Below are 20,909 nucleotides of genomic sequence, written 5' to 3'. Positions count from 1 at the left end.
GCACCAACCGACACAAAGACCAGATGGTAATGCAATGGGTGTGAGATTAAACCGGACAGCAGTGGGCTTGTCCCGAGCATCTAACGAACCCCAAGATCAAACGTGATCAGATCCTCGGGACAAGCCCGAGGATGACGTTGAATGCGTATAAAACCGCTCTCGGTCAGTTCCTCAACTTATAGCCGGTCTTGAACATCCAGCCTACCACGCCAAGGCACACGGCCAGAAACAGCGTGATCATCGCAAGGCTGAGGATCGGGTTCACGTCTGAGATTTCGTAGAAGCTCCAGCGGAAGCCGCTGATGAGATACAGCACCGGATTGAAGTGGCTGACCGTCTGCCAGAAGGGCGGCAGCATGTTGATGGAATAGAAGCTGCCGCCGAGGAAGGTCAGCGGTGGAACGACCAGCATCGGGATGAGGTTGAGCTGTTCAAAATTCGAAGCCCATATGCCGATAATGAAGCCGAAGAGGCTGAAGCTGATCGCCGTCAGCACGAAGAACAGGACCATCATGAAGGGATGAGCAATCGATATATCGACGAAGAAGGAGGCCGTGATGAGAATGATCGTGCCGATCATCAACCCCTTCGTCGCCGCCGCCCCGACATAGCCGATGACGATCTCGCTCATCGCCACGGGGGCCGATAGAATTTCGTAGATCGTGCCGGTGAATTTCGGGAAATAAATTCCAAATGAGCCGTTGCTGATGCATTGCGTCAGCAACGTCAGCATGATGAGGCCGGGTGTGATGAAGGCGCCATAAGATACGCCCTCCACCTGCTGAATGCGCGAACCGATGGCCGTGCCGAAGACGATGAAGTAAAGCGACGTCGAGATGACCGGTGACACGACGCTTTGCAGAAGTGTGCGGCGCGTGCGGGCCATTTCGAACAGGTAGATGGATTTGATAGCCTCGAAGTTCATTTTTGACCTCCCACCAGCGCCACGAAAATGTCTTCGAGAGAACTTTGCCGCGTTGAAATATCCTTGAAGTGAATGCCTGCAGCGGACAGCGCTGCCAGCACATCGGCGATCCGGCTCTGCTCGCCATTGCCTTCATATTCGTAAGTCAGGCAGCTGCCGTCTTCGGAAAGTGACAGCTGGAACTGTGAGAGACTGTCCGGCAAAGCCTTCACCGGCTCGGTCAACTCAAGCGAAAGCTGCTTGCGACCGAGCTTCTGCATCAGGGCCGTCTTGTCTTCCACCAATAGAAGCTCGCCGCCATTGATGACGCCAACGCGGTCGGCAATCTCTTCGGCTTCTTCGATATAGTGGGTGGTGAGAATGATGGTAACGCCGGTGGCGCGAAGCTCTTCCACAACCTGCCACATATCGCGACGCAGGGCGACATCGACGCCCGCCGTCGGCTCATCCAGAAACAGGATTTTCGGCTCGTGCGCCAGTGCCTTGGCAATCAGCACACGCCGCTTCATGCCGCCCGAGAGCTCACGCAGCATGTTGTCCTTCTTGCTGAAGAGCGACAGCGATTTCAAAATCCGCTCGACAAGCTCCGGGTTCTTCTTCTGGCCATGCAGCCCGCGGGAGAAGGACACCGTGTTCCAGACGGTTTCGAACTGGTCGGTCGTCAGTTCCTGCGGCACAAGGCCGATCAACTCGCGGGTCTTGCGAAATTCGCTGACCACATCATGCCCGCCGACCAGCACCCTGCCCTCGCCGGGATTGACCAGTCCACAGATGATGGAAATCAGCGTCGTCTTGCCCGCGCCGTTGGGCCCGAGAAGCGCGAGGATTTCGCCTTGATAAATGTCGAGTGTAATACCCTTGAGAGCCTGAAAGCCGTTCGCGTAGGACTTGGTCAGGTTCTGGATGGAGACGATTGGAGTTATGGGGGAGTTCATAAGAAATCTTTCAACACAATCCTGCTGAGAAGGATATAGGTTCAAGATTGCTTAAAAGCCATCCCCGTAAGAAGATCATTCCATATGCGGGATGGTTTTGAGTAGACCAATCTCAGCTACAATGGCGATAGCCGGATTTGCGGGTGCGCAGATCGAAATGGAAGTGGTTCCAGTGGTTTGGATCGCTTCCCGGTCCGAGAACAGTCGAGAAATATTTGCAGCTGTCGCTGCGCACGGCTTTCAAAAGACCCTTTTCGCGGAAGGCGAAGAAGCTCTTCTTGCGCACGTCGATTTCCTTGCCGTTCTTCAGCGTGATCGTGCCGATATCGATGGCGTTGCCGCGCGCATGTTCTGACCATGGATTGCTGGAACGCGAATTCATCTTGCGGCAGGAATAACCGCCCATCGGCGTGATCCGCTCAACGCCGGAGAGATAGCGGAAGCGCGAGGATGGCACGAGTTCGAACTTCACCCATTTGGCAAAGGCAAGCGTGACCTGGCAGTTGAGTTTGACGGCAGGCCGGATGGCAACACCGCTGGCAAGGCCTGAGAGTTCGAGAGGATAGTCGATGCCGCAGGTGGGACCATCGGCTATGCGCGCGACATCACGAAACGAAACGCCGAGCCTGCGCAGCTCGGAGCGGCAGGAAATTTCCGATTGCGGCATCATGCCCGGCGGGGAAGACATGCGGTTTTCCTGCATCGGGTTGTCAGGCATCAGCATCGCCACTTCCTGGACCGGCTGACGCTGGCGCTGGCCTTCACCGGGTGGCGGGACAAGGCGGGATTGACCGACAGGCTGCTGACGCTGTGCGGGTGCCGCCTGCATCCTGCTGCCCATCGGCTGGCTGGATGGGCTAGAGATATCCATGTCCTGCTCTTCCGCAAGGCCACGCACGGGGCCGGAAACGCCCAGCCCGTCATCCATATTGACGCCGCCCTCGCCTTCGGCCATTTCGCTGGACATCTGCGGAGTTGCGCCACCCAAACGCGCCTGCTGCGCATCCAGCGTGGAATATTGCTGGCCCGGAGCCGCCTGCAACAACGGATCGCGAGACGGCGTATGCTGCGGCATGGGCTGGGCAAGTGGCGCGTAATCGCTGGTGGGCTGGCTCTGAACGCCTGCCCCCGGAGGAACGCTGTAATTCTGCTGCTGAGAGGAGCGGATGGAGCTTACGCGTGTCGCGCCATCGACGTCAGCGGGAGGAACAAGGCTCTCCGCAGAACACGACACGATCACCGTGGACATCATCAACAACGTCACAAAACGACGCGGAAGGGAAACATACGCCATACCAGAACCTGTACCTTCAGCGGCCGCAACGCGCGGCAATTGAAGGAAATTCTAAACAAATTTGGTAAACGAAGTCTTTGCGCCTCAGCCGAGAAAGTCAGTGGCAAAGGCTTGGGTGCGCAAAAGCCAGACAACATCGGCGTTGTCCGGCTTATAAGCGCCTGAAGAATGGGTCGCTACATCACAGCTGGAATTTGAAGGTGATGACGTATTCCGTGGGGCGGCCACGGTCCCGCGTGCGGGACACTTCGAGTGTCACCTCTTCCATTTTATGTTCCAGCCTTTCGGTGATCTTGCCTCCAGTCGTATCTTCGCGATGGAAAGAGGTTGGACCGTAACCCAGCCCGAGCCTGCGGGTCTGCGCGTTCTCCATGTAGGTCTTGCCAATCGAACCGTAGAGATCGCCATTGCGAACGGTCGCATCGAAACCGCGTTGCGTCTGCTCCTGAAAGACGCTCGCTGAAAGCGATCTGTCCAGATCCCGCACGGTTGACCCAGCGCTGAACCGGGTAAACCGGCTTCCATCATGCTCGACGGAAACATTGTTCTTCATTTCAAAATCTGGATCACCGCTGGAATGATATCCATTCGCAATGCGGTTGTTGTAGTTAAAGATATAGCGCTCGCTGCGGGCATTGTACTGGAAGCCGTAGGTCGAATTGCCGTTGCGCATCTGCACGCCAAGGGCAGGCTCCGTTCCCAAAATCGGGGAGACATTGCTGGCAAAATTGAACAGCGGCGCGGTGACGCGATCAAACTGCGCATTGCTGAGTTCGAATGGCTTGCCGCTGCGATCAAAGCCGCCGACAGCCAGGCAGGGACGCTGGTCGATGACACTTTTCAGGGCAAAGACCGTGCAGCCATCCGACGTCATACCCGCGATTGCCGCATGCACCGAGTTGCGAAGCGTATAGCTGCCGCAGCAGGAATAGGGATCGGCGTCGAAGCTGGCCTCCCCTGTGTAACCGGTAAAGATAATGCCGCTCGCACCGCTGGACTTGCCGGCACCGGAAAAATGCGGGCCGCTCTTCAGCGGAAACAGTTTGAACTGGTCGTCTTGAGCCATGGCTTTGGAACCGGTCAGTTCCGATAGCGGTGATGCCATTCCCTGTCTCCTCATTCAGAAACGCAATCAAACAAAGAAAGACAAAACTAATGCGAGTGAAAATAGGGCGAAATTAAAGCCATGAGATGAAATTCAGCCAGACACTGCCGCCATTGCGCGGTCGCTCACAGAATACTCGCGCAAAACATGAGAATGCCACCTGGCTTCGAAGGCCGCGAAAGGAAGCGTTAATCATAGGGCCGTAACGTTATGGGACAGAGCTACGAATGAAGGGGCGACCCATGGCCAAGCCGAGCTTCCACTTTACCCATTATGATCTGAAAGAATTGCGCGCTGGCGCGATCATCGAGGTATCGTTGAATGCCATCAACAATGTGCGGCTGATGAATTCGGGCAATTACCAGCGCTTTACCGAAATGCTGGATTTCAAATATCTGGGTGGTGTCGCCAAGAAATCCCCTATTCGCGTGACGATCCCCGAGACATCGCACTGGCATCTGGTGGTAGATTGCGAAGGGCATGCGGCGCTAGCAGAATCATCCGTAAAAATGCTGCCGCCTCATACCGCCATGCTTGCCCGCAAGGCATCCTGAGCAGGCTCACAGGCTATTTCGCGTTTCGTTCGCGCCGAAGCTTCGCCCACCAATCCAGCCGTTTACGAATATCCCGCTCGAAGCCACGATCCGGCGGATCGTAAAAGGTCGTGCGACCCATCTTCTCCGGGAAATAATCCTGCCCTGAAAAGGCGTCCGGCTCATCGTGGTCGTAACGATAGCCATCGCCATAGGCTTCGCTCTTCATCAGCTTGGTCGGAGCGTTGAGAATATGTTTGGGCGGCAGCAGAGAACCGTTTTCCTTGGCCGCCCGCATCGCCGCTTTGAAAGCGGTATAGACAGCATTGGATTTGGGTGCCGTCGCCAGATAGACGCAGGCCTGCGCCAGTGCCAGTTCACCCTCCGGCGAGCCGAGATAATCGTAAGCATCCTTGGCCGCATTGCAGATGACCAGCGCCTGCGGGTCCGCAAGACCGATATCTTCCACCGCCATGCGCACCAGACGCCGCCCGAGATAGAGTGGGTCTTCCCCCGCATCCATCATGCGCGCCAGATAATAGAGCGCTGCGTCAGGGTCGGAGCCTCGCACGGATTTATGCAGCGCGGAGATGAGATTGTAGTGCCCGTCCTGCGCCTTGTCATAAACAGGGGCGCGACGCTGGACGATATGCGTCAGGCCTTCCGTATCGAAAATCTCATCCTTGCGAACAGCGCGCCAGACCTCTTCCGCCAGAGTCAGTACCGCACGTCCATCACCATCCGCCATGCGGATCAGCGAGGCGCGTGCGTCATCGGTCAGCGGCAGCGGCTTTTCCTCGACGCTTTCGGCGCGTTTCAGAAGCTCGGCAAGGCTGTCTTCGTCATGGGACTTGAACGTCAGCACCCGTGCTCGCGACAAAAGAGCGGCGTTGAGTTCGAAGGACGGATTTTCCGTCGTCGCACCAACGAGGATGATGGTGCCGTCTTCCATGACTGGTAGGAAACTGTCCTGCTGGGCGCGGTTGAAGCGGTGTATTTCGTCTACGAACAGCAAGGTCTGCCGTCCGTTCATGCGGCGAGTGCGCGCACCCTCGAAAACCTTCTTAAGATCGGCGACGCCGGAGAAGATGGCCGAGATCTGCTCGAAGGCCAGCCCGGCCTCGCCCGACAGCAGCCGGGCAACCGTGGTCTTGCCGGTGCCGGGCGGGCCCCAGAAAATCATCGAGCCCAAGGAGCCGCTTTCGATCATGCGGCGTAAAACGCCCTCTTCGCCCGTCAGATGCGACTGGCCGGTAACCTCGGCAAGCGTGGTCGGGCGCAGCCGGTCTGCCAAAGGCCGCCGGTTGGCGACCTCCGTTGGTATCTGTGGGGCGAAGAGATCGCCGCTCATCGCAGGAATTGCCGGATGCGCTGACCGTCACGAATGATTTCCAGACGCCAAAAGCCGGGATTGTCCTCCAGTGCCTTCTCGACACTAGCCGTGGACGTCATGTCCGCGCCGTTCAGCGACACGATGATGTCCTTAGGCTGGAAGCCGACGCGGGCGGCTGGCGAATTGCGCTTCACATCCATGATGACCACACCTGTCGTGCTGGTCGGCATGCGCAGCTCATCCGCAAGCTTGGGCGAGAGATTGGCGATCGTGGCTCCAGCGAAAGGATTGCGACCCTCCAGCAAGCGTTCGTCACGCGGTGCCGTTTCCGGCGCGGTATCGAGCGCGATTGTGACGGTCTTTTCCTTGCCCTTGTCGATCAGAGTGATCTTGGCCGATTTGCCGATGCCTGCTGTCGTTAGGCGATAGCCCAGGGCGTCGGGGTGCTCGACTTCGATGCCATTGACCGCCGTCACCACCTGCCCCGGCTCGATGCCGGCCTTTTCAGCCGGTCCATCCTTCACGACGCTGACGACCAACGCACCACGGGCACGCTTGAGGCCAAGCGCCTCGGCCACTTCAGACGTCACAGGATCGAAGGTTGCACCGACGTAAGGCCGCTGGAAGCTGGTATCGCCCTTTTCGGCAGCAGCGAGGAACACGCGCACCAGATTGGCCGGAATGGCAAAGCCGATGCCGTTTGAGCCACCGCCGCGCGAGAATATGGCCGTATTGATGCCGATCAGTTCACCCGCCATGTTCATCAACGCACCGCCGGAGTTGCCGGGGTTGATGGAGGCATCCGTCTGGATGAAGAAGCCGAAATCGCCCTGCGTGACCTGGTTACGCGCCAGCGCCGAGACGATACCGCTCGTCACCGTCTGCCCCACACCGAAGGGATTGCCTATGGCCAACACAAGATCGCCGACCTCTGTCTTATCCGAATCGCCAAGTGACAGAACGGGGAATTCTTCCTTGGCATCGATTTGCAACACGGCGAGATCGATGCGGTCATCCTTCAGCAGAACCTTGGATGAAAACTCGCGACCATCCGCCAGTGCCACCTTGATATCGTCGGCACCATCGATGACGTGATTGTTCGTCACCACGAGACCGCTGCCTGTAACGATGACGCCGGAACCGAGCGAGGACTGCTTTTCCGTGCGATTGGGCAATTGCTGCCCGAAGAACTGTTCGAAGAACGGGTCACCGGCAAAGGGCGAGCCACGCTTTTGCACCATGCGCTCTGCATAGACATTCACGACCGCACCAGCCGTGCGCTTGACCAGCGGCGCAAAAGAAAGCTGCATTTCCGCCGTGCTAGCGGGTACGGTTTTATTGTCCTGCGCCCGCACGGGTACAGGCATGACCAGCATCGTCGCCAGAAGGCCGGTGGTCAGATACTTCAACATGCTTGGCATGTGATTCCTCATCCTCATCAATATGATGGAGTTATAACGCCTCAGCCTATAAATCAAAGGGCGGCAAGATAATGACAGACTGTGCATCAAACACAGCAATGGAACAAATTGTGGTCATCAAGACTTTAGACGGCATATAAGGTCCGGTTCTGGAAAAGAGATCCAAATGCATTTGAAGAAACATATCCTCGCTGCTTTGATTGTTATCGCATCATACTCTCATGGCTCGCCTGTCGGTGCCGCCAGCTTCGATTGCACCAAGACGGATTTGAAAGCAGACGAAAAAACCATCTGCGAAAACCGCGCGCTGAACGATCAGGACGTGCGTATGGCAACGACCTTCGACATTCTCACGCAGCTGATGGCTATGGGCGCGCGCGACACGCTGCGAACGGAACAGAGCGAATGGCTAAAGACTCGCGAGGCCTGTGCAGCCGACACAGAATGCCTGACGAAATCCTATGACGAGCGTATGAAGAAGCTCAGCGAAGCCTTCCTCAACATCAACCGCCCACTTTAAACTGCCATGATGAGGTCTGCCATCAGCCCATGCAACTGGTCACGATAACCGGTCCGGGCAGATGGTGCGTCTTCACGCGATGTCATCACGACCGAGAGCTTTTTCGAAGGCACGATATAGAGCATCTGTCCGCCGTAGCCCCACGCATAATAGACCATCTCACCCGCCATTTCCTTGATGAACCAGCAATAACCGTACCCATCACCATTGAAAACGGAGTTGGTGCGTTGCACCCAGGACTGGTCGATCCACTCCTGTGAGACCAGCCGCTTTCCATCAACTGTCACGCCACCACGCCGGTACAGTTCACCGAAAGCCAGCAACGACCGCGCCGTCATCGCCATCTGGTTTCCACCGAGATAGATGCCCTGCGGATCACGCTCCCAAGAACCAATGGAAAAACCATCCAGCGGCGAGAACCAGTCACGCGCCAAGGCCAGCGTCGATTTGCCGGACGCCTTGGTGACAATGGCAGACAGGAGATGCGTGGACCCGGTTGAATACAGCATCACGCCACCCGGCTCTCCGGCAAAACCAGACCCCAGCGCCATGCGCACCCAATTGCGACTGGAAACCCAGCGACCGTAATTCGGCCCCGACATACGCTCCAGCCCGGACTGCATGGACAGAAGATTACCGATGGTCACCCGCTCTAGCCGCGGATCGGCTTTGGCGGGAAAATCGGGTCGCAGCACGGAGGATATAGGCTGATCAACGCCCTCCAATATCTTGCGGTCAATCGCAATGCCAACAAGCGCCGAGACGATGGATTTGGAGGCCGACTTGATGTTGGTCGAGCCATTCAAAGACGCGCCGTGATAGGCGCGGCTGGCCACTTCCTTGCCATCGACGCTCACGATAACCGTCTTCAAGCTATCCAGAGCATCAGCATTTTCGAGGAGTTTCTGCACTCCGTCCCGCGTTTGCGCGCGAAGGCTGGAGGCAAAGGGAAGCGTGGCGATGAGGGCAAGTGCGGTGCGGCGTTTCATGATGACTACGTAGTGCCTTTCGCGTAAGGCAGTAGACCCCTCACCGCTTTGTGACTTCACCCATTGGTGACAAGGCGCACTCAAACAAGGACTTCCACCAATCTGCTGAATCAGTTTGGCAACGCGTTGAATCATTTTGTGAGGTGCTCACTCCTCGTAAATCATCTTCTTCGTCATGCCCCCATCCAGCACAAGCACCTGCCCGGTCATGAAGCCTGCACTGGCGAGATAGACCACTGCATCCGCAATGTCTTTAGGGCGACCAACGCGACCAACGGGATGCTGCTTCTGATCTTTTTCCCGCAGGTCGGTATCATCAGTTATCCAACCCGGCGCGATCGCATTGACGCGGATTTTCGGCCCGAGACTGACGGCCAGCGCATGCGTAAGCGCAACCAGCCCGCCTTTGGAAGCCGCATAGGCTTCCGTTTCCGGCTCCGACATGAAAGCACGAGTGGACGCCATGTTGACGATACTGGCACCCTCACCCATCAACGGCACCGCAGAGCGCGTCATCAAAAACGCCCCGGTCAGATGGCTATCCGTCACCTTACGCCAATCAGCCAGCGATAATTCATGGATAGGCCCATTGTTCGGCCCGGCAATACCTGCATTGTTGACGAGAAGCTCCAGCCCGGTCCAGCCAAGCTGTTTGAACGCCTCCGCAACCGACGCCTCATCACCGACATCGCAATGAATGTTCTGCGCCTTCGTCTTGCTTTCCTTGATATCGAAGGATGCAACAGTCCAGCCATCTTCGAGAAGAGTCTCGATAATGCCCGTACCGATCAAACCAGCCCCACCGGTGACAATTGCGCGTTTCATGAATTTCCGATCCTCATTTTGCACCCTTCAGCCAACGTGCCTGATGAAAACCAGTTCCGGTACAAAAATTCGCAATTATCAGAAATCGCCCCATAGAACATTCTACGATCCATGAGATCAGCAGACAGACCAGTGCCCAGATTAATGTCGCCCCGCCTCACGCTGCGGCCATTCAACATAATGGACGCACCGGCGCTGGCCCGCATCACAAACGATCCACTGGTCCTGCGCAATCTACTGCGAACGTCATATCCTTTTACTTTGGGCGATGCCCGCAAAAGAGTACTGCGCATTCGGAAAAACAATCTACAGGTGTGGGCCATCGATAACGGCCAACTGATCGGCCTCATCGGCCTTGCCGGCGAATTCGGTCTTTGGCTTGGTCGCACCGCGTGGGGAAAAGGATACGGCGAAGAAGCCGCGCGGTTGGTCATCGACCACGCCTTTAAACAGATGAGAATGACGACGCTTCACGCCAATCCCATCAGCGATAATAAGGCATCCTGCCATCTGATGGAAAAGCTGAGCTTCAAGAATGTGGGAAGGGCTCAATCGTACTGCATGCAGCGGAAGAAGATCGTTTCGCTGAGGCGGTACGAGTTAAAAATCATTCGGTTGAAGAGTGAAAACCCGTCCACCACCGTCGTCCTCGGGCTTGACCCGAGGATCTAACGAGCCCCTACATCGAACGTGGTCAGATCCTCGGGACAAGCCCGAGGATGACGGAGAGCGTTGAGGTTTACTCCGGCAAAATACGAACAGCGCCCTTATCTGCACTAGACGCAAACGCCGCATAGGCCTTCAACGCCGTCGTCACATTGCGCTTGCGGTGTTCGGCTGGCTTCCAGCCAAGCTGATCCTGCTCGGCGCGGCGCACCGCGAGTTCCGCATCCGAAACCTTGAGGTTGATCGTGCGGTTGGGGATATCGATTTCGATGGCATCGCCCTGGCGTACAAGACCGATAGCACCACCCTGAGCTGCTTCCGGGGAAGCGTGGCCGATGGAGAGGCCTGATGTGCCGCCGGAGAAGCGACCATCGGTGATGAGCGCACAGGCTTTGCCGAGACCCTTGGACTTCAGGTAGCTGGTTGGGTAAAGCATTTCCTGCATGCCCGGACCGCCCTTGGGGCCTTCGTATCTGATAACGACGACGTCGCCTTCCTTCACTTCGTTGGACAGAATGCCCTTCACGGCAGCGTCCTGGCTTTCATACACCACAGCCGTGCCGTTAAATTTCAGGATGGATTCATCCACGCCTGCTGTCTTCACGATGCAGCCGTCCAGCGCGATGTTGCCGTAAAGCACGGCCAAGCCGCCATCCTTCGAGAAGGGCTTTTCGACCGAGCGGATAACGCCGTTTTCGCTGTCGGTGTCCAGCTCATCCCAGCGCGAGGACTGGCTAAAGGCAACCTGTGTCGGCACGCCGCCAGGTGCTGCCTTGAAGAACTGGCGCACGTTTTCGCTGTTGGTGCGGGTGATATCCCAACGGTTGATGGCATCGCCCAGCGTCGCTTCGTGAACGGTGTAGCAATCCGTGTTGAGCAGACCGCCGCGTTCCAGCTCGCCCAGAATACGCATGATACCGCCTGCGCGGTGAACGTCTTCCATATGCACGTCCTGCTTGGCGGGCGCGACCTTGGACAGGCACGGCACGCGGCGAGACATGCGGTCGATGTCTTCCATGGTGAAATCGACGCCGCCTTCATGGGCCGCGGCCAGAATATGCAGCACGGTGTTGGTGGAGCCGCCCATGGCGATATCCAGCGCAATCGCGTTTTCGAAGGCAGCCTTTGTTGCAATCGAGCGCGGCAGAACGGTGTAATCATCCTGCTCGTAATGGCGGCGGGCCAGATCAACGATCAGATGACCGGCCTCAACGAACAGACGCTTGCGATCCGAGTGGGTGGCGAGTGTCGAGCCGTTACCGGGCAAAGCAAGGCCCAGCGCTTCCGTCAGACAGTTCATCGAGTTGGCGGTAAACATGCCAGAGCATGAGCCGCATGTCGGACATGCCGCACGCTCGATGGTATCGACTTCCTCATCGGTCATCTTGTCGTCGGCAGCAGCAACCATGGCATCGACGAGATCGAGGGCTACGGTCTTGCCATGCAACACGGCCTTGCCCGCTTCCATCGGTCCACCGGACACGAAGACGACGGGAATGTTCAGGCGCATGGCCGCGTTCAACATGCCGGGCGTGATCTTGTCGCAGTTGGAAATGCAGACCATCGCATCGGCGCAATGCGCGTTGACCATATACTCTACCGAGTCAGCGATGATTTCGCGCGATGGCAGCGAATAAAGCATGCCATCATGCCCCATGGCGATGCCGTCATCCACGGCAATGGTGTTGAATTCCTTGGCAACACCGCCTGCCGCTTCGATTTCGCGCGCTACAAGCTGGCCAAGGTCTTTCAGGTGCACGTGGCCCGGCACGAACTGCGTGAACGAGTTGACGACAGCAATGATAGGCTTGCCGAAATCGCCGTCCTTCATGCCGGTCGCGCGCCAAAGGCCACGGGCACCGGCCATGTTGCGGCCATGGGTTGTCGTTCTGGAGCGATAAACTGGCATGTGCTTATTCCTCGATTTGTCTGCCGCGAAGGCTTTCTCCCGCAAAGCCATCTGCCCTGCCCTTCGCTTTTGCAAGGGTTCTACTCCAAAGCCGAGTGCCTGTCACTGTCACCTTGCGGCGAAACAGTACGGTTCGGTACGGTACGCATCACTCCGCCTTGGACGTGACGGTTTACTCTGCGGCATCCCGCATGGTGTCGTTATGGTCAGGTCCAAAATCCGAGAGGAAATTCTTGTGGTTTGGACATTGAGACAGTCGCTGCTGAAATTCGTCCACCAGCCATTTCGCGGCCGGGCCGCAAGGCGTGTCGGCCTTGCGCAACGCATAGAGCGGATATTCGCCGCCTTCGTAAGCGTCCAGATCCAGCGCTTTCAGCACGCCATTGATGATATCATTGCGCACCACGGATGCCGGAAGCCCGCCCCAGCCAAGCCCGCCCTTGATGAGCTGATACTTGGTGGCAATGTCGCTAACGCGCCATTTCTTATAGGACAGGACGTTGAAATCCTTGCCTTTGGTCAGGCCCGATGCATCTGTCACGACCAGTTGCACCTCTTCGCGCACATCGGCCAGCGTCAACGGTCGGTTGAGCCGCACCAGCGGGTGATCGGACGCCGCAACCGGCACCATGAAGGAATGTCCAACCTTGTCGATAACCAGCCCGTCATCCTGATGGAACATGGCGCCACCAATGCCGATTCCAGCCTTGCGGCTCTGTACCATTTCCATGACCATGCCTAGTTCGCCGACATTGAGGTTGAGCGTGACGGTTGGAAACTGCACGCGAAAATCCCGTAGAACCTCGACCATGGCTTCCGCAGGCACCATGGTGCTGATGGCAAGCGAAACCTCCGCCTCCAGCCCCTGCTTCAAACCCTTGGCGCGGGCGCGCAATTCCTGCAGACCGGCCACGATACGGCGCGCATGCTCCAGCATGGCAGCGCCCTCTTCGGTCAGTTTCGGCTGTCGCACGCCGTTTCTTTCGAACAACGTCACTTCCAGCTGCGATTCCAGATTGGCGATGGTATAGCTGACCACCGATTGCGCCCGGTTCAGCGCGCGTGAGGCGGCGGAAAAGCTACCGGTTTCGGCAACGGCCAAAAACACCTGTAACTGGTCCAGTGTGGGGTTCGCTTCCATGGTCCATCCAATTCATCGATAGGTTACTTCCATATTATCACAGTTTTCTCGATGAGAACATTCACCGATATAGGGTACAACGATTGGGTTCTCCCTGCCCTGTCCGACCTTCAAATTGAAACAAGGATATTTCAAATGTCGAAGATTCTCCTCCTTACATCCAGCCCACGCGCTGAAGAATCGCTGTCCAACAAGTTCGCAGGAGACCTCGCAGCGAAGCTTCAGGCACAGACAAACGGCTCCATCACCCATCTCGACCTCGGCCAGAACCCAATCCCGCATCTGGACCAAGTCACGACATCCGCCATCCGCAAGTCCGCCGACCAGCGTGATGCGCAGGAAGCCGCTGCTGCAGAATATTCCGACAAGCGCGTTGCAGAACTGCTGGAAGCCGACACGATCATCATCGGCACCGGCCTCATCAACTTCGCTATCTATTCCGGCCTGAAGTCCTGGATCGATAACGTTGCCCGCGCTGGCCTGACCTTCAAGTACACCGAGTCCGGCCCAATCGGCCTTGCAACCGGCAAGAAGGTTTACATCGTTCTGTCTTCGGCTGGCGTTTACTCCGAAGGTCCGGCAGCGGCCATGGACCACGCCATTCCTTACCTCAAGACCGTTCTCGGCTTCCTTGGCCTGACAGATATTGAAGTCATCCGCATCGAAGGCCTGGCATTCGGTCCAGAAGCTGCCGAAAAGGCAATCGCTTCTGCAACCGCCAAGGTTGAAGAACTGGCCAAGGCTGCCTAATAAAAAAGCGGCGTTTTGCGACGCCGCTTTCAATCCTTTTTGTAACGGCTGCGAGCCTCTCGCGGCCGTTATTTTTTGTCGGCGAAGAGCGACGGACCATTCTGGTCGATAATCAGCTGCGCCTTGCGCACGGTGCATTCCACGGCATCGTCAAGACTGGTGAAGACATCGGCGCGCACGAATTCATGTGCCAGCGTTTCTTCTCCCACCTTCTTTTCAATCCGGCCCGCAAGACGATACTGCCCACCTTCCTTCAACGGTGTCGCGTAGATCAGGCAATCCTTGTAAGGATGCGCCTCCGCGCTTTCCGTCTTTGTCGGCGCAGCATCCGACTGGCCTGAACCGAAGGCGGAAAAGAGTTTCGAGAAGAACGAAGCCATGGTGTTACCCTTCCATTTGTCTTTTCGCAGGGCGATGCAAACGCCGCCCTGCCCGGTAATCGTGCAAGTCAGATGATCAGGTTTGCGAGGATTTCATTTTCGGTGATATCCTCATAACCAAGACCCGCCGCCTCGATACGCTGGAACAAACCCGTGAAATTCTCCCGATCATTGGTTTCGATGCCAATCAGGATCGAACCGAAATTGCGAGCGGATTTCTTCAGATATTCAAAACGCGCTACGTCGTCATCGGGTCCCAGCAGATCAAGGAAATCACGCAAGGCACCCGGGCGCTGCGGCAGGCGCAGAATGAAGTATTTCTTCACTCCCGTGTAGCGCATGGCGCGTTCCTTGACATCAGGCAGACGCTCGAAATCAAAATTGCCGCCAGAGACGACGCAGATGACACGCTTGCCTTCCAGCTTCTCACGGCCAAGCTTTTCCAGTGCGGCAATCGAAAGCGCACCCGCAGGTTCCAGCACAACGCCTTCAAGGTTGAGCATTTCGATGATCGTCACGCAGATGGCGTTTTCTGCAATCAGCTCGACCTGTTCTGGCGGGAAATGCTGCAACGCTTCAAAATTCAGATCGCCAATGCGCGCGACGGCGGCACCATCTACAAAATTATCGACATTGGTCAGCGTGACCGGCTTGCCTGCCTCAAGGCTTTTCTTGAGGCTTGGTGCACCGACAGGCTCACAGAAAATGAAACTCTCGTTGGCAACTTTTCCGGCAAGAAACCCTGTCAGGCCAGCAGAAAGCCCGCCACCGCCAACCGGCATGATGACCAGATCGGGCGCATTGTGGTCGGGCAATTGATCGACGATTTCAGCTGCGACAGTCGCCTGCCCTTCGATAATGTCCTTGTGGTCGAATGGCGAGACCATATAGCCGTCAGTCTCTTCCACATGCTTGCGGGCGGCCGCATAGCATTGGTCGAAGATATCGCCCACCAGCCTGATCTTGATGAACTCGCCACCAAAAATGCGCGTCTTGTCGATCTTCTGCTGTGGCGTCGTCACCGGCATGAACACCACGCCATGAACGCCAAAATGGCGGCATGCGAAGGCAAAGCCCTGCGCGTGATTACCCGCAGATGCGCACACGAAAACCTTACCCTTGCCCGATTGGGCCACGGCCTTGCGCAGAAAATTAAACGCGCCTCTAATCTTGTAGGAACGAACAGGCGTGAGGTCTTCACGCTTCAGCCAAATCTCGGCTCCATAGCGACGGCTAAGATGTTCATTCAACTGCAACGGCGTTTCGGGAAACAGTTCCCGAACTTCCCGCCGTGCGGCTTCTACAAGCAATTTATCCACGATTTTCAATCCATTGAATTTCACGATGGCACCCGCTATGCCATAGGAAAAGGCCTGACACAAAGACTCTTTGCGCAACTTCGGTACGCCCTGGAGTCTTTCCAGGTTGGATAAGACTAATCTGCCCGCGCGGACTGCTTCTATCCAGCCTGGAAAGACTCTAACCAATCAAGGTTCCATTTATTGAACAGCAACCTTCTGCGCGCAGTGCTCTATATCGCGTCGATATTCGGGCTCTATATGGCCACGGCGATGTTCATTCCCGCCATGGCCGATCTTTATTACGGCAATAATGACTGGGCGGTGTTTGCGATATCCGGCTTCATGTGCGGCGGGCTGTCATTGGCCTGTGCCTTCGCCACCCGCGCGCCGATGCCAACCTTCAACAAACGCTTCGGCTTTCTGCTGGTCAACGTTCTCTGGCTGGTGTTTTCGCTGATCGGCGCGGTGCCGCTCTATCTCTCAGAACTCAATCTGAGTTTCGGACAGGCCATGTTCGAATCCGTTTCCGCCATCACCACGACAGGCTCCACCGCCATATCGGGACTGGACAAGGCACCGCAGGGCATTCTCATCTGGCGCTCGCTGCTGTGCTGGCTGGGTGGTATCGGTATCGTGGCGCTCGGCCTCTTCATCCTGCCGCTACTGCGCGTCGGCGGCATGACCTTCTTCCGCATGGAATCCTCAGATACCGCCAATGACCGCCCCTTTGCGCGGCTGGCCAGTTTCACCAAGGCCTTCATCGGCATCTATGTGGTCATGACGCTGGCCTGTACCATCGCCTTCGATTTTGCAGGCATGACGCATTTCGATGCGCTGAACCACGCCATGTCCGCCGTCGCCACCGGCGGCTTCTCCACCCATGACGCATCCTTTGCCTTCTTCGGGGATAATGTCGCACTGCTATGGATCGCCACCTTCTTCCTCATCCTCGGAAGCCTGCCCTTTTCGGTGATGATCCTGCTCGCCGTGCGCGGGCGCATGGATATTCTCTACGATCCGCAAATCCGGGTCTTCATCGGCTATCTCTGCGCGATTTCACTTGCCGTCGGCATCTATCACCACATTACGAATGGCGTGCCGCTCGACATCGCGCTCAGCCATTCCTTCTTCAATATGACGTCGATTCTATCGACGGGCGGCTTCGCCAGCGATGACTATACGCTCTGGGGACCATTCGTCGTGGTCGTCGCCTTCTTCGCCACCTTCATGGGCGGCTGTTCCGGCTCCACTGCGGGCGGCATCAAGGCCTACCGCTTCGTCATCGTCTATAATGTCGTGAAAACCGGGCTGAAGAAGCTGCTCTATCCCGATGCCGTCTATACCGTGCGTTACGGCACCCAAGTCGTGGATGTCGAAACCATCCGCAACGTCTTCCTGTTTTTGAGCTGCTTCCTCGCCCTCTGGATCGGCGGCAGCCTCGCCATGAGCGCCATGGGCTACGACTTCCTCACCGCAACCTCAGCCGTTGCCACCTCGCTCGCCAATGTCGGCCCCGGCATAGGCCCCATCATCGGCCCCGCCGGCAACTTCTCCACCATCAGCGACCCGGCACTCTATTTGCTATCGCTGATGATGCTGCTGGGCCGTCTGGAGATATTGACGGTGCTGGTGTTGTTGATGCCTCTGTTTTGGAAGGGGTGAGTTTCTGGTGCGGACGGCGGGACTTGAACCCGCAAGACCAGGGGCCGGCAGATTTTAAGTCTGCTGCGTATACCGATTCCGCCACGTCCGCTTGCGGTTTTTATCTACACAGCGCAGGCGGCAATGGTCAACGGGGCGTGAGGGTGTGGAGGTGATTTAACCACACCAGGATTGATTTCGCGCACCAGCCGGCCGGGCCAGTCCTTCGCGCACCAGTTGGTCTGCAAAGGAGACGCCGGACCTCGATAGGGTGGATGCGCCACCGGCAGAAGCAACCTGAAAGCCGCCGGAGTTCAGCATATCGCGAAGGCGGACCTTAGCGGTGAAGCCTCTCTGGCGTTCCTCAAGGCAGCGGGCCTGGTCGGTCTGTGGCACGTCGATGCCAGCCAGTTTCATCTTCACGCCCTTGAGCCAGAAGGTGTTGCCGTCAGCCACGCAATTATTGAGGCCGGAGCGGCCACAAAAGGCAAAGGTGCCGGGCTTTTCGTTGAGGGAGACATTCTGGACCTGCGGACGTGGCGAAGGCAGCGTGGCAGCGGTCATCTGTGTCGATGCGGCACCGGAAGGCATGGCGATGGCACGTGGCGGTACCGGCGCACCGCTGGCGGGAAGCGCTACCGTTTGCGTGCCAGTTGGCCTTGCCTTTTCCGACGCAACATCGCGCGTGGCTGACTTGGACTGTGGCGCGACGGTTTTGGAAACGGAGGCGACAGTGCCTTTCAACTGCGGCAACAGGCTGTCGCGATGCTCATAGACCTGAATGCCGCCGACGGCGACGCCGAACAGCAACAGCCAGGACCACAGACCCGAGCCACCAGACTTTGCGGAAGAACGGCGGCGGCTTGTCGGTTTTCTCTTGCTCACGATGAAACTCCTTGTCCGCGCACATTATCGGTCCAAGGAGTTTCCGAAAGGTTGGCATTTGAGATAAATGCCGCTCAAAAAGTGGGTTTATCCACAAACGAATAAACCGACATAAAAGCCGGAGGTCGGTTGCGGCGGAAAAACTCTATGCAGCCCAAAGCCTCAAGCTGCCCGCGATGGGCGCAGGACTAAGGAAGAATGATTAGCGCACCTGATCCAGCAGGCGTTTGCATTCCAGAAGGTCGAACAGCGCCTCTTGCAGCAGGGCGCGGTCGTCCTTGCTGATGCTGGATTTACCGATGGAAATCTCGGGCGTGTCATCCTGAGCACCGCCGAAGCCGAAGAAACGGCCACTGGGCTTGGCTTTGGGGCGGCCGACGACTTCGTCTTCTTCCGCATTGGCAACGCGTGGCTCGACGGTTTCGCCGCTGGCAGCCATGATGGCTTCCATCGTCGCCATGTCGCCCGAGGCTATCGCTGAAACGAAGCGGTTGCCATTGGTCTTGAGGAGCTTTTGAACACCCTTGATCGTATAGCCGTGGTCATAGAGAAGGTGGCGAATGCCCTTCAAGAGATCAACGTCGTCAGGGCGATAATAGCGGCGCCCCCCACCTCGCTTCATCGGTTTTATCTGCGGAAAGCGCGTTTCCCAGAAACGAAGAACGTGCTGGGGCAGGTCCAGATCATCGGCCACTTCACTGATCGTTCGAAAGGCGTCGGGGCTTTTATCCACGTTCAACTCCCATCCAGACCAGAGGCCGGATTCCAAAACACGAAACAAGGTACGATGCGAATCGCCCTTATTTCAACGGCTTGTCAGTTGAAATTCAACTATGTTCACAAGAGATAAGGAAGCGCTGCGTGCAGAAATCGAAGTGACCGCACGAAAATAAACGCATCAGGAGCCGGACTTCTGGCTCTTCTGCTTTGCCTTGCGGGCCGAGTGCGCCTTGAGAATGCGCTGCTTCAAAACGTTGGAGGCCTTGAAGGTCATGACGCGACGGGGAGAAATCGGGACTTCTTCACCGGTCTTCGGGTTGCGACCGATACGTTCGTTCTTTTCACGGATCTGGAAGGTGGCAAAGGAAGAAAGCTTGACCACCTCTCCGCGAGTGATCGCGTTGCAAATCTCGTCGATGACGGTTTCAACCAGTTCGGCAGATTCGGTTCGGGACAACCCCACTTTTCGAAACACAGACTCGGCTAGATCCGCACGTGTCACTGTTTTCCCGGCCATATTTCCCCGCACCGCTCTCTTTTGTCTCGTTGAAGCCGCTCAAGATTATTGCCCTTGATGCGACCGGTCAAGCAAAGTTTCTAGAATCGTTTAGGGATTTCCAGCAATGGTGGCAATGGCTTACACCGCTTCGTAAAGCGAATTTTACCAGCGCAGCAGAACCGCACCCCATGTGAAACCGCCACCCATGGCTTCCAGCATCACCAGATCGCCCTTTTTGATGCGTCCGTCAGACGCAGCAGCAGCCAGCGCAAGCGGAATGGAGGCGGCAGAGGTGTTGCCGTGCTGATCAACCGTGATGACGACTTTTTCGGTTGGAATGCCGAGTTTCTTGGCTGAACCATCGATAATGCGGCGGTTTGCCTGGTGCGGCACCAGCCAGTCCAGATCGTCCGCGGTCGTGCCGGTTGCCTCAAAGGCAGCCTCGATCACGTCCGTTATCATGCCGACTGCGTGCTTGAAAACCTCACGGCCTTCCATGCGCAGATGGCCGACAGTGCCTGTCGTGGACGGGCCACCATCGACGTAAAGCTTATCCTTGTGCGAACCGTCGGAGCGAAGATTGGAGGTCAGAATACCGCGATCGGAGGTTTTGCCTTCGCCTTCACCGGCTTCCAGCACCACGGCACCTGCGCCGTCACCAAAGAGAACGCATGTCGTGCGGTCGTTCCAGTCGAGAATGCGGGAGAATGTTTCCGCGCCAATGACCAGCACGCGCTTGGCCATGCCGCCGCGAATGTAAAGGTCCGCCGTTGCCATGGCGTAGACAAAACCAGAGCAGACTGCCTGTACGTCAAACGCAAAACCGCCGGTAATGCCAAGACGGTTCTGGATGTTGACCGCCGTTGCCGGGAAGGTGTTGTCGGGTGTAGACGTCGCCACGATGATGAGGTCGATCTCTTCAGGCTTGATGCCCGCATTTTCCAGCGCGGCACGCGCAGCAAGTTCGCCGAGCGATGAGGTGGTTTCCCCCTCGCCTGCGATGTAACGCTGCTTGATGCCGGTGCGCTGAACGATCCACTCGTCCGAGGTCTCGACGATCGCTTCAATGTCCTGGTTCGTCATGACGCGCTTTGGCAGCGCTGCACCGAAACCCCGTATGATTGAGCGGATCATCTC

At 57.1% G+C, this 20,909-nt stretch carries 21 protein-coding genes and 1 tRNA gene; 5 read left to right on the top strand and 17 right to left on the bottom strand.

Annotated features, from left to right (window positions below):
* Window positions 1-163: 163 nt before the first annotated feature.
* From ABUK73_RS22835 to ABUK73_RS22820, 4 genes are all read right to left on the bottom strand, one after another.
* Window positions 164-925, bottom strand: a complete 762-nt coding sequence (locus ABUK73_RS22835; protein WP_353579253.1) for an ABC transporter permease — start codon at window positions 923-925, stop codon at window positions 164-166.
* A complete protein-coding gene (locus tag ABUK73_RS22830) occupies window positions 922-1,848 on the bottom strand; it encodes an ABC transporter ATP-binding protein (RefSeq protein ID WP_113087950.1) in 927 nt (308 codons plus the stop codon). Before ABUK73_RS22830 ends, ABUK73_RS22835 begins: the two co-directional genes overlap by 4 nt.
* A gap of 124 nt (window positions 1,849-1,972) precedes the next feature.
* A complete protein-coding gene (locus tag ABUK73_RS22825; protein WP_353579252.1) occupies window positions 1,973-3,154 on the bottom strand; it encodes an extensin-like domain-containing protein in 1,182 nt (393 codons plus the stop codon).
* A 181-nt stretch (window positions 3,155-3,335) separates the two neighbouring features.
* Window positions 3,336-4,259 (bottom strand): hypothetical protein, encoded by a 924-nt coding sequence (locus ABUK73_RS22820; RefSeq protein ID WP_353579251.1) that lies wholly within the window; start codon window positions 4,257-4,259, stop codon window positions 3,336-3,338.
* A gap of 242 nt (window positions 4,260-4,501) precedes the next feature.
* Between ABUK73_RS22820 and ABUK73_RS22815 the strand changes: the two genes are divergently transcribed.
* Window positions 4,502-4,813: a DUF1883 domain-containing protein gene (locus ABUK73_RS22815; RefSeq protein WP_113087755.1), complete on the top strand. Its 312-nt coding sequence runs from the start codon at window positions 4,502-4,504 to the stop codon at window positions 4,811-4,813.
* A gap of 13 nt (window positions 4,814-4,826) precedes the next feature.
* Here ABUK73_RS22815 and ABUK73_RS22810 read toward each other — a convergent pair whose 3' ends face one another.
* Window positions 4,827-6,143 (bottom strand): replication-associated recombination protein A, encoded by a 1,317-nt coding sequence (locus ABUK73_RS22810; RefSeq protein ID WP_353579250.1) that lies wholly within the window; start codon window positions 6,141-6,143, stop codon window positions 4,827-4,829.
* A complete protein-coding gene (locus tag ABUK73_RS22805; RefSeq protein ID WP_353579249.1) occupies window positions 6,140-7,546 on the bottom strand; it encodes a DegQ family serine endoprotease in 1,407 nt (468 codons plus the stop codon). Before ABUK73_RS22805 ends, ABUK73_RS22810 begins: the two co-directional genes overlap by 4 nt.
* Before the next feature lie 166 nt (window positions 7,547-7,712).
* Here ABUK73_RS22805 and ABUK73_RS22800 point away from each other — a divergent pair, with 166 nt between their 5' ends.
* Entirely contained in the window at window positions 7,713-8,066 is a 354-nt protein-coding gene (locus ABUK73_RS22800; protein WP_353579248.1) for a lysozyme inhibitor LprI family protein, read from the top strand.
* Here the strand turns inward: ABUK73_RS22800 and ABUK73_RS22795 are convergent.
* Window positions 8,063-9,055, bottom strand: coding sequence for a serine hydrolase domain-containing protein (locus ABUK73_RS22795; protein WP_353579247.1), 993 nt, complete (start codon window positions 9,053-9,055; stop codon window positions 8,063-8,065). The genes ABUK73_RS22800 and ABUK73_RS22795 overlap by 4 nt on opposite strands.
* A gap of 147 nt (window positions 9,056-9,202) precedes the next feature.
* Window positions 9,203-9,880, bottom strand: a complete 678-nt coding sequence (locus ABUK73_RS22790) for an SDR family oxidoreductase (RefSeq protein WP_353579246.1) — start codon at window positions 9,878-9,880, stop codon at window positions 9,203-9,205.
* 111 nt (window positions 9,881-9,991) lie between these two features.
* On the opposite strand from ABUK73_RS22790, the gene ABUK73_RS22785 reads away from it, so the two are divergent.
* Window positions 9,992-10,552, top strand: coding sequence for a GNAT family N-acetyltransferase (locus ABUK73_RS22785; RefSeq protein ID WP_353579245.1), 561 nt, complete (start codon window positions 9,992-9,994; stop codon window positions 10,550-10,552).
* A gap of 67 nt (window positions 10,553-10,619) precedes the next feature.
* On the opposite strand, the gene ilvD is transcribed toward ABUK73_RS22785, so the two are convergent.
* Window positions 10,620-12,455 (bottom strand): dihydroxy-acid dehydratase, encoded by a 1,836-nt coding sequence (gene ilvD / locus ABUK73_RS22780; RefSeq protein WP_353579244.1) that lies wholly within the window; start codon window positions 12,453-12,455, stop codon window positions 10,620-10,622.
* Window positions 12,456-12,627: 172 nt separating this feature from the next.
* Window positions 12,628-13,596 carry a LysR family transcriptional regulator gene (locus ABUK73_RS22775; RefSeq protein ID WP_353579243.1) on the bottom strand — a complete coding sequence of 323 codons (969 nt, stop codon included), beginning with the start codon at window positions 13,594-13,596 and terminating at the stop codon, window positions 12,628-12,630.
* A 135-nt stretch (window positions 13,597-13,731) separates the two neighbouring features.
* Between ABUK73_RS22775 and ABUK73_RS22770 the strand changes: the two genes are divergently transcribed.
* Complete coding sequence (locus tag ABUK73_RS22770; protein WP_353579242.1) at window positions 13,732-14,346, top strand: FMN-dependent NADH-azoreductase; 615 nt, start codon at window positions 13,732-13,734, stop codon at window positions 14,344-14,346.
* A gap of 68 nt (window positions 14,347-14,414) precedes the next feature.
* Here ABUK73_RS22770 and ABUK73_RS22765 read toward each other — a convergent pair whose 3' ends face one another.
* Window positions 14,415-14,726: an HlyU family transcriptional regulator gene (locus tag ABUK73_RS22765; RefSeq protein ID WP_353579241.1), complete on the bottom strand. Its 312-nt coding sequence runs from the start codon at window positions 14,724-14,726 to the stop codon at window positions 14,415-14,417.
* Window positions 14,727-14,794: 68 nt separating this feature from the next.
* Entirely contained in the window at window positions 14,795-16,045 is a 1,251-nt protein-coding gene (gene ilvA, locus ABUK73_RS22760) for a threonine ammonia-lyase (RefSeq protein ID WP_353579240.1), read from the bottom strand.
* A 183-nt stretch (window positions 16,046-16,228) separates the two neighbouring features.
* On the opposite strand from ilvA, the gene ABUK73_RS22755 reads away from it, so the two are divergent.
* The gene (locus ABUK73_RS22755; protein WP_353579239.1) at window positions 16,229-17,689 is read left to right on the top strand and encodes a TrkH family potassium uptake protein; all 1,461 of its coding nucleotides are present in this window, start codon (window positions 16,229-16,231) and stop codon (window positions 17,687-17,689) included.
* 5 nt (window positions 17,690-17,694) lie between these two features.
* On the opposite strand, the gene ABUK73_RS22750 is transcribed toward ABUK73_RS22755, so the two are convergent.
* The 5 genes from ABUK73_RS22750 to ABUK73_RS22730 all read right to left on the bottom strand — a co-directional run bounded on the left by ABUK73_RS22750 (window position 17,695) and on the right by ABUK73_RS22730 (window position 20,906).
* Window positions 17,695-17,780 (bottom strand) — tRNA-Leu (locus ABUK73_RS22750).
* Window positions 17,781-17,845: 65 nt separating this feature from the next.
* On the bottom strand, window positions 17,846-18,553 hold the full coding sequence (locus ABUK73_RS22745; protein WP_353579238.1) for a nuclease: 708 nt from the start codon (window positions 18,551-18,553) through the stop codon (window positions 17,846-17,848).
* Between the two features lie 202 nt (window positions 18,554-18,755).
* Window positions 18,756-19,286, bottom strand: coding sequence for a MerR family transcriptional regulator (locus ABUK73_RS22740; protein WP_353579237.1), 531 nt, complete (start codon window positions 19,284-19,286; stop codon window positions 18,756-18,758).
* Window positions 19,287-19,451: 165 nt separating this feature from the next.
* Window positions 19,452-19,790 carry an integration host factor subunit alpha gene (locus ABUK73_RS22735; protein ID WP_062587057.1) on the bottom strand — a complete coding sequence of 113 codons (339 nt, stop codon included), beginning with the start codon at window positions 19,788-19,790 and terminating at the stop codon, window positions 19,452-19,454.
* Between the two features lie 144 nt (window positions 19,791-19,934).
* Window positions 19,935-20,906, bottom strand: coding sequence for a beta-ketoacyl-ACP synthase III (locus tag ABUK73_RS22730; protein ID WP_113087807.1), 972 nt, complete (start codon window positions 20,904-20,906; stop codon window positions 19,935-19,937).
* Between the last annotated feature and the right edge of the window lie 3 nt (window positions 20,907-20,909).

Origin of the sequence: Agrobacterium vacciniicorymbosi (assembly GCF_040427045.1) — a bacterium.
Taxonomy (GTDB): Bacteria; Pseudomonadota; Alphaproteobacteria; order Rhizobiales; family Rhizobiaceae; genus Agrobacterium.
Note: the sequence above shows the minus strand (reverse complement) of the source record. Positions and strands in the feature narration are given on the sequence as shown.

Bases quoted from the DNA above. Each gene is read 5' to 3' on its own strand.
- ABUK73_RS22810 (WP_353579250.1), bottom strand. From the start codon at position 6,143: ATGAGCGGCGATCTCTTCGCCCCACAGATACCAACGGAGGTCGCCAAC.
- ABUK73_RS22820 (WP_353579251.1), bottom strand. From the start codon at position 4,259: ATGGCATCACCGCTATCGGAACTGACCGGTTCCAAAGCCATGGCTCAA.
- ABUK73_RS22735 (WP_062587057.1), bottom strand. From the start codon at position 19,790: ATGGCCGGGAAAACAGTGACACGTGCGGATCTAGCCGAGTCTGTGTTT.
- ABUK73_RS22785 (WP_353579245.1), top strand. From the start codon at position 9,992: ATGAGATCAGCAGACAGACCAGTGCCCAGATTAATGTCGCCCCGCCTC.
- ABUK73_RS22815 (WP_113087755.1), top strand. From the start codon at position 4,502: ATGGCCAAGCCGAGCTTCCACTTTACCCATTATGATCTGAAAGAATTG.
- ABUK73_RS22790 (WP_353579246.1), bottom strand. From the start codon at position 9,880: ATGAAACGCGCAATTGTCACCGGTGGGGCTGGTTTGATCGGTACGGGC.
- ABUK73_RS22730 (WP_113087807.1), bottom strand. From the start codon at position 20,906: ATGATCCGCTCAATCATACGGGGTTTCGGTGCAGCGCTGCCAAAGCGC.
- ABUK73_RS22775 (WP_353579243.1), bottom strand. From the start codon at position 13,596: ATGGAAGCGAACCCCACACTGGACCAGTTACAGGTGTTTTTGGCCGTT.
- ABUK73_RS22805 (WP_353579249.1), bottom strand. From the start codon at position 7,546: ATGCCAAGCATGTTGAAGTATCTGACCACCGGCCTTCTGGCGACGATG.
- ABUK73_RS22835 (WP_353579253.1), bottom strand. From the start codon at position 925: ATGAACTTCGAGGCTATCAAATCCATCTACCTGTTCGAAATGGCCCGC.
- ABUK73_RS22770 (WP_353579242.1), top strand. From the start codon at position 13,732: ATGTCGAAGATTCTCCTCCTTACATCCAGCCCACGCGCTGAAGAATCG.
- ABUK73_RS22800 (WP_353579248.1), top strand. From the start codon at position 7,713: ATGCATTTGAAGAAACATATCCTCGCTGCTTTGATTGTTATCGCATCA.
- ilvD (WP_353579244.1), bottom strand. From the start codon at position 12,455: ATGCCAGTTTATCGCTCCAGAACGACAACCCATGGCCGCAACATGGCC.
- ABUK73_RS22795 (WP_353579247.1), bottom strand. From the start codon at position 9,055: ATGAAACGCCGCACCGCACTTGCCCTCATCGCCACGCTTCCCTTTGCC.
- ABUK73_RS22825 (WP_353579252.1), bottom strand. From the start codon at position 3,154: ATGGCGTATGTTTCCCTTCCGCGTCGTTTTGTGACGTTGTTGATGATG.
- ABUK73_RS22765 (WP_353579241.1), bottom strand. From the start codon at position 14,726: ATGGCTTCGTTCTTCTCGAAACTCTTTTCCGCCTTCGGTTCAGGCCAG.